General features: G+C 43.6%; 10 protein-coding genes. All 10 read left to right on the plus strand.

Annotated elements, in window-relative coordinates:
• Nucleotide 1: 1 nt before the first annotated feature.
• Entirely contained in the window at nt 2–2,278 is a 2,277-nt protein-coding gene (locus E4K67_RS11275; protein WP_135546974.1) for a xanthine dehydrogenase family protein molybdopterin-binding subunit, read from the plus strand.
• Between the two features lie 244 nt (nt 2,279–2,522).
• Nucleotides 2,523–3,854: a HAMP domain-containing sensor histidine kinase gene (locus E4K67_RS11280; protein ID WP_135546616.1), complete on the plus strand. Its 1,332-nt coding sequence runs from the start codon at nt 2,523–2,525 to the stop codon at nt 3,852–3,854.
• Nucleotides 3,851–4,477 (plus strand): response regulator, encoded by a 627-nt coding sequence (locus E4K67_RS11285; protein ID WP_135546618.1) that lies wholly within the window; start codon nt 3,851–3,853, stop codon nt 4,475–4,477. Before E4K67_RS11280 ends, E4K67_RS11285 begins: the two co-directional genes overlap by 4 nt.
• 200 nt (nt 4,478–4,677) lie before the next feature.
• Nucleotides 4,678–6,237, plus strand: a complete 1,560-nt coding sequence (locus E4K67_RS11290; RefSeq protein WP_135546620.1) for an ABC transporter substrate-binding protein — start codon at nt 4,678–4,680, stop codon at nt 6,235–6,237.
• Between the two features lie 171 nt (nt 6,238–6,408).
• Entirely contained in the window at nt 6,409–7,425 is a 1,017-nt protein-coding gene (locus E4K67_RS11295; RefSeq protein ID WP_135546976.1) for an ABC transporter permease, read from the plus strand.
• 5 nt (nt 7,426–7,430) lie between these two features.
• Nucleotides 7,431–8,363 carry an ABC transporter permease gene (locus tag E4K67_RS11300; protein WP_135546622.1) on the plus strand — a complete coding sequence of 311 codons (933 nt, stop codon included), beginning with the start codon at nt 7,431–7,433 and terminating at the stop codon, nt 8,361–8,363.
• A 14-nt stretch (nt 8,364–8,377) separates the two neighbouring features.
• The gene (locus E4K67_RS11305; protein ID WP_135546978.1) at nt 8,378–9,367 is read left to right on the plus strand and encodes an ABC transporter ATP-binding protein; all 990 of its coding nucleotides are present in this window, start codon (nt 8,378–8,380) and stop codon (nt 9,365–9,367) included.
• Entirely contained in the window at nt 9,360–10,325 is a 966-nt protein-coding gene (locus E4K67_RS11310; protein ID WP_135546624.1) for an ABC transporter ATP-binding protein, read from the plus strand. The genes E4K67_RS11305 and E4K67_RS11310 overlap by 8 nt, the downstream gene beginning before the upstream one ends.
• Before the next feature lie 396 nt (nt 10,326–10,721).
• Nucleotides 10,722–11,321 (plus strand): RNA polymerase sigma factor, encoded by a 600-nt coding sequence (locus tag E4K67_RS11315; protein ID WP_135546626.1) that lies wholly within the window; start codon nt 10,722–10,724, stop codon nt 11,319–11,321.
• Nucleotides 11,308–11,835, plus strand: coding sequence for a hypothetical protein (locus E4K67_RS11320; protein WP_135546628.1), 528 nt, complete (start codon nt 11,308–11,310; stop codon nt 11,833–11,835). The genes E4K67_RS11315 and E4K67_RS11320 overlap by 14 nt, the downstream gene beginning before the upstream one ends.
• Nucleotides 11,836–11,847: the final 12 nt, after the last annotated feature.

Genomic DNA, 11,847 nt, shown 5'->3' on the forward strand with positions numbered 1-11,847 from the left:
TATGAAAAGCGTAGGCCACAGCATTCGCAAGATTGATGGAATTGCGATTGCTACAGGTAAACCAGTGTATACTCAGGATTTAGCTATGTCCAATGCTTTAGTTGTGAAAATATTAAGAAGCCCACATGCATTTGCCAAGATCAAATCGATTGACCTCTCAAGGGCAGAGCAAGTGGAAGGTGTGGAATGCATCCTGACCTATAAGGATGTTCCGGGCGTCCGATTTACGTTAGCAGGGCAATCATATCCTGAACCCTCGCCCTATGATCGCTTGATCCTCGATGAAATCGTTCGCTATGTTGGAGATGAAGTGGCGATTATTGCGGCGGTGGACGAAAAGACCGCGCGTCAGGCCATGAAGAAAATTAAGGTTGATTATGAAGTCTGGGAACCTGTCTTGGACTTTGAGAAGGCTTTGGGACATGCCTCTGCCGTTCATCCTGAAGAGGATTTGCACTTCAATTTTGATATTGGACTGCATAAAGAACAGAATATCGCCTCTTCTTGCAAAGAAGAAGTAGGGGACGTAGAGGAAGAATTTAAACAGTGCAGCGTCGTGGTGGAGGATGTCTACTATCCTCAGGCCCAAGCTCATGCGATGATGGAAACGTATCGTGCTTTTACGTATCTAGATCATACGGGAAGACTTGTCGTGGTTAGCTCAACCCAGGTTCCTTTTCATATTAGACGACAGTTAGCCAGAGCATTACAGATTCCTGCCAGTAAGGTTAGGGTTGTAAAGCCGAGAATCGGCGGCGGTTTTGGGGGAAAACAAACGGGCTCGGTCGAGACGTTTGCAGGAATCGTAACTCTGAAGACTGGGAAACCTGCAATTATCATTTATGATAGAAAAGAAACGTTCTCTTGTACTACCAGCCGTCATGCTATGAGATTAAAGACTAGAGTAGGGGCTGATCAGGACGGGATAATTCGAGCGATCGATATTCAAGTTTTATCGGATACTGGAGCATACGGAGAACATGCCCCCACTGTTTTGAGCTGTGTAGGCCATTATACTCTTCCACTTTATAATAAAACGAGAGCGGTTCGTTTTACCGGGAATGCAGTTTATACGAATAAAATGCCCGCCGGGGCTTTCCGAGGGTATGGAGCGACTCAAGGAACGTTTGCCTTGGAATGCACAGTCAACAAGTTAGCTGAAAGATTAGGGTTGGATCCAACCGAGGTTCGCCTCAAGAATATCAGCAAAGTAGGGGAAACCTATCTGACCGGTCAAGGGGTTCTACTCGGAAGCACGAGCTTAGAAAGCTGTATTGAAAAAGGCAAAGAGCTAATCGGCTGGAAGGACAAATTTCCCTGCCGAAAAATTGGGGATAATAAAGTGCGAGCGGTGGGAATGGCGGTCACGATGCAGGGCTCGGGAATTGCCAATATCGGTACCGCTTCCGTTGAACTTCGCTTAAACGATGATGGTTATTTCACACTCCTCTCGGGTGCGACGGATATGGGACATGGTTGTGATACTATACTCACCCAGATGGCCGCTGAGATTTTAGAGGTGCCGATGGAAAATATTGTTTTTAACGCTGGGGATACGGATACTTCTCCCTATGATCCAGGGTCATACGCCTCAAGTACAACCTATGTTGCGGGAACTGCGGTCGTCAAAGCGGCGCAAGAACTGAAAAAGAAAATCCTGGAGCAGGGAGCAAAGTTCTTAGGAGTTTCTTCGCAGGATGTCGAAATGGATGGTTTAACGGTCCACACATTTCGAGGAGAAGAGATTAGTCTGGCCAAAATTGCGGAGTTAACTGTACTGGGTACGGGGAAACTTCAACTTGTGAGTTATGCGACCCATGGCAGTGAAATTTCTCCCCCACCATATGTAGCAGGCTTTGCTGAAGTAGAAGTTGATCAAGAAACCGGAAAAGTAGAGCTGATTGATTATGTGGCAGTCATCGATTGTGGAACCGTGATTAATCCAAATCTCGCTCGAATTCAAGCTGAGGGTGGGATTGCTCAGGGCATCGGAATGGCCCTCTTTGAAGAGGTAAACTATAATGCCGTGGGAAAGATGGCATCTAATTCCTTTATGCAGTATAAAATTCCGTGCCGCAAGGATGTCGGAAAAGTGCGTATAGCGTTTGAAGAAAGCTTTGAACCCTCCGGCCCTTTCGGAGCGAAATCCATCGGGGAAGTAGTCGCCAATACTCCGTCTCCAGCCATTGTCCATGCAGTATATAATGCTGTAGGGGTCAGAGTAAACCATTTGCCGATTACACCTGAAAAGGTATTTATGGGAATGCAGAAATTATAAATTGAAAGACGACTCATACATTATTAATGTAATAGCGAGAGGACCAGTTTTGAGCCGGTCCTTTCGCTATTTAGTTAAGTGGGACAAGGGGACAGGTTCGTTGTCCCAGCTCACTCCACTCTGTGAAACAAGGATTCTATTTTCACCTGCACATCTTTTGGCAGCCTCTTTTTGCCTTAGCAAAAGAAATTATCCTATTCTAATTTCATGTTATAATAACATGAGTAGGAAAGGAGGTAATGCGGTGGGAAGAGTCGTTAGATCAAGAAAAATATGGATAGGAATTGGATTATTTTTGTTGGGGATTTTAATACCATATTTGATAAAACCTCAACTTATAGGATTGGATCAATTACTCCAAACGATGAACCAAAAAACAGACGGCAGCGCGTTAATGGTTAATGCCTTTCTCATTGTGTCAATTAATACCATTATTTCCATACCTCAGTTCCTCAGCGTGGTGATGTTGGGAGATGGAATGGCAGATGCTTTCAATCGTTCTGGATTTAGAACCATCATTCCCCTAACTGTAGTACCGCTCGCTTATGTGATCGTCAATCTGGTGACTCCATTAAACTATAGTTTTGGGGCTACAGATATTTTTCTTTGGCTATCGATTGTAGTGATGCAGAAACTAAGCAAACAGAAATTGAATATGGGAATGAAACTACTGGTTTTCTCCCAATTGATTTTTGGTGTTGCTTGGTTAAACCAAGTACCTTTTCTCACTCCTTATGGTTTCGGACAAGGTTCCTTATCGATAAGAATAAAACAGGTAGCGATTCAAATAGGATTTGGTCAGGTGCTTTCACTTTATGCGAATGTTTTGTTTTTTATCTTCGTAGCAAGTGCTATTACTTTATGGATTTATTTGATTTTATATATGGAGAAATGGGCTATTTCGCAAGACCTACACCGTGCCCAACTTGAAGCCAATGAATCTCGTTCAGGACGTGAAGTTCTCCTTCTTGTCCACGACCTTAAAACTCCGCTTGCTACAATCGAGGGACTGGTTTCATTGATGGAGATGCGATGGCCGGATCCTAAGATGCGAGAATACTGTCAAACTATCTATGGTTCTATTAATTCAATGAGTGAAATGGTTTCGGAAATTTTGTATGAGGATCGAAAGAACTGGTGTGAGCTTAAAGAACTAATTAATTATATTCGAGCTAGTCGTTTAATCGGGACGAATTCGGCGGTGGATATTGAATTAGAAGGAGAACCTGAATCTTGTCTTTACATTAATAAAATCAGGTTGACTCGAGCAATCATAAATTTAATTGATAACGCGTTGGATGCCATTCAGGAGCGGGAGAACGGAAGGGTAGTTTTACGCGCCATAACTTTAAAAAACGTAGTAGAACTAGAGGTAGAAGACAACGGATACGGTATTTCGGAAAATGATATAAAAAGAATCTGGAAGACTGGATACAGCACGAAAAACCATCCGGGATTTGGCTTAGCTTTTGTACGACAGGTTGCAGAAGGACACGAAGGGTCCGTTAATATAAAAAGTGAAGTAGGTCAGGGGACGAAGGTCTGGATAACCCTGCCACGGGGAGAAAGCCAATGAAAATTATAATTATGGATGATGATCAGTCCCTGCGCTATACGCTAAGTGAAATATTTAAGTTTGCTGGATGGGATCCCATAGTCTATCCTAATGGGAGAGAGGGAATTAAAGGGTTCCTAAACCATGGAGCGGATATCATATTAGTGGATTATCATATGCCTGAAATTGATGGCCTAGAAACGGTTCGCCTGATTCGGGAACAGAATCAGCAAATACCTATTCTTGTTCTCACCGTGGACGAAAGGCAGGAAATTGCCGATCGTTTTCTGGATGCAGGAGCCACCGATTTCGCACTTAAACCTGTCAAAGCGCCGGATTTGATTGCTCGCGTTCAATTGCATAAGCGGTTGTTGGATATGACAAAGACTGTTCAAGCAACCTCAAAAATTCAATACGAAGTGTTTGTAACCAAAGGAATTAGCGAAACGACCCTGACCTATATTGAACGACATCTCTCGGCTAGTTTGCAACCCGCCACAGTGGAGGAAATTTCGAAGGAATTGTCGTTAGCCGTTCCTACAATTTATCGATATCTTACTTTTCTTGTTCAAAATGGCAAGGTGCGGTCAATTCCTAGTTATCAAAAAATAGGAAGACCAAAAAATCGATATTATTGGATTTAATTTGAATCATCAACCCCCTTAGGAAATCCCAAGGGGGTTTTCTTTAAGATTCGAAACCTAAATAAACCTATCGGTACTTTTTCTCTTTTTTATTTCTTTAGTTCGCCTAACCCTTTTGCTATAATTAGGTAATATGATTAAGGGTTATATTGCAGGAAATATGCAATAATTCCAATTGAAGAAAAAGTAGGAGGAAGAAAATGAGAAAAATGAGAAAAATTATGGCTCTTGCTCTGGCAGTTGCTGTCATCGGTGTTTCTGTGACTGGATGCGGCAAAGCAGCAAGTACCGACACCCAACCAAAGGCCAGCGATACCTTGATTTATGCGCAAGGTGCAGAGCCTAGAGGACTGGATCCAGCGCTGGTTGACGACGGTGAGTCGGCTAAAGTAATGATCAACATTTACGATGGACTTTTAAAGTACAACAAGGATTCAACTAAAGTGGAGCCCTCCTTAGCCAAAAGCTGGGATGTTAGCGCAGACGGTCTTACTTATACTTTCCATCTACAAGAAGGCGTAAAATTCCACGACGGCACTGATTTCGATGCCAACGCCGTGAAGGTTAACATTGACCGCCAATTGCCGCCACAGGTGACAGCGGACATGCCGTACGCTACTTTCGTTTATGGCTCCGTGAAAGATGTCCAGGTTGTAGATAAGAACACCGTTAAAGTTAACTTGACGGCTCCTAGCACGCCATTCCTCGCCAATTTGGCTATGGTCATGAGTGCGCCTATTGTTAGCCCTAAGGCCTTAACGGATAGTAAAAACAACGTGAACCAAGCACCAGTCGGCACAGGCCCTTACAAGTTTGTAAAATGGGCAAAGGATGAAAACATTGTTTTAGTCCGCAATGATGAATACTGGGGAACTAAAGCTATAACCAAAAACGTCATCTTCAAATTCATTAAAGATAACTCAGCTCGCGTGGTTGCCCTGAACAACGGAGAGGCTGATATGATCGATGGTATTGATGCGACTGTGGTCAAGCAAATCACCGATGCAGGCAATAAAATCTTTAAAGCTCCGGGTATGAACATCAATTACATGGCTTTCAACACCTCCAAAGCACCTTTCAATAACGCTAAGGCCCGGACAGCTGTTTCTCAGTCTATCAATGTTCCGGAATTGGTAAAGAGTTTGTATCAAGGATATTCTGAACCAGCTACTTCCATTCTGCCAGCCTTTATGGATGGCTATGACAAGAGTATCTCCCAAGTTGCCTATGATGCTGCTGCTGCAGCAACGGCTATAAAAGCAGCCGGATTGACAAAGGTACACATGATCACCTACACCAACCCTAGACCGTATAATACAGCAACTGGTCAATCTCTGGCTGAATCCATTCAAGGGTATCTTGCTAAAGTCGGCGTTACCTGCACAATAGATTCCTTTGACTGGACCACTTATAAGCAAAAAGTCAAAGCAGGCGACTACGATCTCGCTTTCTACGGTTGGACTGGGGATAACGGAGACCCGGATAACTTTCTGTATCTGTTATCTGTAGATGACCCCACCATGAATATTGCACTTTACAAAAACCCAGAATTTGATAAGTTAATTGCTAAGGGTGTAGTGACACCTGCTGGCATGGAGCGCAATGCAGTTTACACCCAACTGGAAAAGATTGCCGCTGCCGATGCTGCCTGGCTCCCAATTTCCCATGCCGAAACACTTTGTGCCTACAGGGCAAATATCGATGGTTTTTACTACCATATGACGGGTGTTACGCCTTTTGCTGGTGTATCAAAGAAATAAACCCTGGTAGAGCTTTTCTTAACTTTAGACTGCCGAGAACCGGTTTTATACCGGTTCCCGGTTTTGTTTTTTTCGCTAGTCAAAGGAAAAATCCACCATACGCCACATGGCGCCAGCTCAGTGGGACTTCTCACGGGAGGCTGAGTGCCTAAAGCTGAAAGGTTGTTGTCGATGCTCAAATATATCCTTAAACGAATCCTAATGTTAATTCCCGTGCTGATTGGCGTTTCGATTATTGTCTTTCTCATAATGCGTGTCTTTTCACCTGATCCGTCTCCGATTGTTTTGGGCCAGCATGCAACACAGCAGGCCACAGAGGCATGGCGGCAGGCCAACGGATTGAACGATCCGGTTTACATGCAATACTTTAATTTTATTAAGGGTGCTCTAACTGGCGATCTCGGTACATCATATTATACCAAAACACCTGTTGTTAAAGAGATTTTTTCCCGTTTTCCGGCCACGATTGAACTGGCCTTGGTGGCTATTGTACTCGCTTCAATTTTCGGAATCCTGATTGGTGTCATTTCCGCTGTAAAAAAGAACTCCATTTTCGATAATGCTGGTATGCTAATCGCGCTAATTGGTGTTTCCATGCCGATCTTCTGGCTAGGTATTTTGCTTATTATTCTCTTTTCAGGCACACTGCACTGGCTTCCCTCCAACGGAAGAATCGATCCGCTGCTGCAGCCCATGAATGTTACTGGGTTTTATCTAATTGACAGCCTGATTGCCGGAGATATGTACGCATTTAAAGATACCTTGCGGCATTTGGTGTTGCCGGCCACAGCATTGGCTATGTATTCCATGGCTATCATTACCAGAATGACCCGTTCCAGCATGCTGGAAACTTTGCAGCAGGATTACATTCGTACCGCGAGGGCGAAGGGAATTTCGGAGGGCAAGGTGATCCGCAAGCACGCGCTGCGCAACGGATTGATTCCGATTGTCACGGTCATCGGCTTACAACTTGGGAGCCTTCTCGGCGGCGCTGTGCTGACGGAAACGGTGTTCTCCTGGCCCGGGATCGGTGCCTATACTGTGGCCTGTATCCTAAAGTCCGACTTTCCGGTGGTGCAGGGTGTCGTATTGCTCATTGCTTTCATATTTGTTATGGTGAATTTACTGGTCGATGTGATCTATGCGTTCCTTGATCCGCGTATTAAATACTCGAAAGCAAAGGGGTAGCTTGTATGAAGAAAAAATATAGTGCAAATACAGATGAAAATCTGATACAGGCTGCAGAATACGTGGAAAAACCGGAATCGCAGCTAAAAGAAATGTGGGAGACGCTCAGGCAGAACAAGGCCGCAGTAGTCGGACTCTTTACCATCTGCTTTCTTGTGCTGATTGCCCTGTCCGTCTGGGTGAGCAGTCTGATGGGAAAACAAATTTTACCCTATGATCCTAATTACTCTGACATGACTAAAAGCTTTATCTGGCCGAACGCCCAGCACTGGTTTGGAACGGACCAATTGGGCAGGGACATGTTCAGCAGAATCCTTGATGGTACAAAGATATCTTTGTTTGTGGGTATTGCTGCAGTTACTATTTCGCTTTCCACCGGCGTTTTGTTGGGGGCACTTGCTGGGTACAGAGGTGGACGGACAGATGCAGTCATCATGCGGGTAATGGATATGATGCTTAGCATCCCATCCATTCTACTGGCCATCGCTTTTATGGCGGCTTTGGGCAAGGGGATAGATAAAGCAGTCATCGCCATCGGTCTAGTGTCCATTCCAGAATATGCCCGTATAGTGCGTGCCAGTATTCTATCTGTCAAAGAAAATGATTACGTGCAAGCAGCCAAGGTCATCGGCAGTAGTGATACTCGGATTATTATGAAACATATTCTGCCGAATATCATCTCCTTGATTGTCGTTAGAGCCACCCTAGGTATTTCCACTGCTGTTTTGGATACCGCAGCCCTAGGCTTCTTAGGTCTGGGTGTTCAGCCGCCATTCGCCGAGTGGGGTGATATGCTGGGGAGAGCAAGGGGCTTTATTTTCAGCGCACCTTACACCTTGATTTTTCCCGGGATTGCCATCACTATTACCGTGTTGGCCTTTAACCTGTTGGGCGACGGACTGCGAGATGCACTTGACCCCAAATCCAGAATAAAATAAGGGCGGTGAATAGGATGTTGCTGGAAGTAAAAAATTTAAGTACGGAATTTAAACTGAAACGTGGTACTGTACGTGCAGTCGATGACATCAGTTTTACCATAGATAAGGGCGAAATTCTAGCGATTGTCGGCGAATCTGGCTCCGGAAAAAGCGTGACATCCCTTTCTATTATGGGACTTTTACAGAAACCCGGTAGGATTGCAGGTGGGCAAATTTTGTTTAACTCCCAGGATTTGAACAAAATGAGTCAAAAGGAACTGCAACAGATCCGTGGCAATCAGATTTCTATGATTTTCCAAGAACCGATGACTTCCTTAAATCCAGTTTGGCGCATCAAAGACCAAATTATGGAAAGCGTTATGACGCATATGAAGCTTTCTAAGAAAGAAGCGCTGGCACGCACCATTGAAATGCTGGATACAGTGGGCATACCCTCCCCGGCCGAGCGGGCCAACGATTATCCCCACCAGATGAGCGGCGGCATGCGTCAGAGGGTCATGACCGCAATGGCTCTTTCCTGCGGGCCCGATCTGTTGATTGCTGATGAACCGACCACAGCACTGGATGTTACGATTCAGGCTCAGATTTTAGAGCTCTTATATCGGATGCGTGAGAAGTTCGGTATGGCGGTTCTACTCATCACGCATGATTTGGGCGTGGTTTCCGAAGCCGCCGACCGCGTCATCGTGATGTACTGTGGTAAAATTGTAGAGGAAGCCAATGTGAAGAGTCTGTTTGCCCATCCGATGCACCCTTACACTGTGGGTTTGCTCCAATCAATACCTCAGATTGATGATGAAAGCGATGAACCCTTATATATGATTAAAGGCATGGTGCCCAACCCCCTGCGTATGCCGCAAGGTTGTCCCTTTTCCGACCGTTGTGACCGCTGTCTAGAACGCTGCACTCAAGAAATGCCGGAACTGCAAGAGATTGATGGACATAAGGTTCGCTGCTTTTTATATAACCAAGACAGTGAAGGGGGACGAGCGCAAAATGAGTGAAGTATTGATGGAGATACAGAATCTTTCTAAACATTTTACCCTCGATACCAGTTTGCTCGGCAAGCCAACTGTCGTTTTGAAAGCGGTTGACGACGTTTCTTTTAGAATTGACAAAGGGGAAGCGTTTGGTCTCGTTGGTGAATCTGGTTGCGGAAAAACAACCCTGGGTAAAATCTTGGTCAATCTTCACAGTCCTACAAACGGCAAAATATTTTTTGAGGGTAAGGAGTTAACTGCCCTGAATGATAAGCAACGCCGTTCCTATTGTAAGGATATTCAGATGATTTTCCAGGACCCTTATGCCTCTTTAAACCCCAGAATGACAGTGGGAGACATCATTGCAGAACCAATTATTATCAATAAATTGCTTCCCGCAAGTAAAGTGGAAGAACGCGTCATCTATCTTCTAAACTGTGTGGGTCTGGCTCAGCATCAACGCAACCGTTATCCGCACGAGTTTTCCGGCGGTCAGAGGCAGCGTGTGGGCATTGCCCGCGCTCTTGCGGTGGAACCGAAACTGATTGTCTGTGATGAAGCGGTTTCTGCTCTGGATGTTTCTATTCAGGCTCAGGTGTTAAATCTGCTGGTTGATTTAAAAAAGGAATTTGGGTTGACCTATCTGTTTATCGCTCACGGTTTGAATGTGGTCAAGCATATTAGCGACCGAGTGGGAGTAATGTATCTAGGCAAATTGATGGAAATCGCCCCAAAACGGGAGCTTTATGCTAACCCTTTGAACCCCTACACCCAGGCGTTGCTTTCTGCAATTCCTATTATTAATCCGGAGAAGAAAAAGGAACGCATTATTCTGAACGGCGACGTTCCTAGCCCGATTAACCCACCCGCCGGCTGTCGCTTCTCTTCCCGTTGCTTTAAGGAGCTGGACCATTGCAAGTTCAAGGATCCTGTACTCAAAGAGGTCTCGCCTAATCATTGGGTTGCGTGCCATTTGTTTTAGCGATTTTAGAGCGAATTTTTCTAGGGAACATCTAAATCATTTGCTGATCACACCGGAAAAGGTGTTTGTAGGAATGTATAAACTGTAAACAAAAAAAGACTGTGCTTTAAGCAATATTAGCTTTCAGCCCAGTCTTTTTCCATGCGTGCTGTATTTGTTTTGTTGCGTAAGAGTTTTAAAGAGACTGAGTTATTTTGTTTATCCAAGCGTCAGACTTTCAATTCTTCACATGAGAGTGGTACCCGGAATGAGCAATTTAATGGAGATTAGAGATAGATTGAATTATACTGATTAAAATGTTAACAAATTATTTTTTTGAAAAAGTGAACCATTTATTATATTTAATACACTTTATTATAGATGACAACTCTTATAGTGTAAGGAAGTAGGGACAATATGGGGAATACCGATCTAATTAAACGATGTCAAGTTGGTGATTTGGGTAGCTTCAGCGAGCTTTACCATCTACATAGAAAAAAAGCTTTAGGGACCGCTTACCTTATATCCAACCAAAAGGGGATCGCAGAAGATATCGTGCAAGAATCCTTTATTGAGTGTTTCCGTAAAATCAAAACCGTAAAGAATCCAGAAGCTTTCGAGGCTTGGTTTTATAAAATTCTGGTGAGAACCGGTTGGAGGATGGTAAAAAAACATAATTACTTACTCCCAATGGATGAGCAGAATATGGAAGGATTATGCACATCCGTGGATTATAATTCCGATTTGAATACGAGCGAGACCAACCTAGTGGTACACGAAGCTTTAGCTCGGTTAAGTATATCATTGAAAACTGTTGTCATACTTTACTACTTTAATGATATGACCATTGAGAAAATTTCTAAGGTTTTGGGGTGCTTTCCGGGAACTGTAAAATCTAGACTATATAATGCTAGAATACAGCTCCATGACGTATTTGATGAAAATGAACTTAATAGGCCAGCTGCCAATATTTTTTTTAGTAAAAGAAAGGAGTATGGGTTTGATGGAAATGCATGAACTCGATAAGAGAATTAAAAGGGCACTTTTGTCCAAAACAAATGAAATACTACCATCGGAAGAAACTTTCACGCAAATCCTAGCTGGTCTTGAAAAGAAGAAAGCACGTAGGAGTGTTTATATAAGCTATAAACATTACATAATAGCCTTTATATGTGCAGTTTCTGTGATATTTGGAACAACGTTAATCCCATCAGTGGATGTGAAGAATTCGGCAACAGAAATGATAAGCACTGTTACAACAGTAATTATGTTGGATAAGAGTAATAAAGTTTTTGCAAGAAATGCGAACGAATTATTTAAACATATCGATAGTACCCAGTTAGCTAATGCAGATAATTCCAAAAGAGTAGGTGCGAGTGTCCTCTTTTTGCGAACATTTACAAGATGCTTTTTGTTAAATAAAGTGAACAAATTAGAATTATATCTAAGACTTTTGATCATTGGAAGAATGACAATGATACAAACTTTGTATGATGACAAGTTTCGGCATAGGCAGGTCCCATTATATTAAGAGGGAGGAAAG

The organism is Desulfosporosinus fructosivorans (genome assembly GCF_004766045.1).
Classification (GTDB): domain Bacteria; phylum Bacillota; class Desulfitobacteriia; order Desulfitobacteriales; family Desulfitobacteriaceae; genus Desulfosporosinus; species Desulfosporosinus fructosivorans.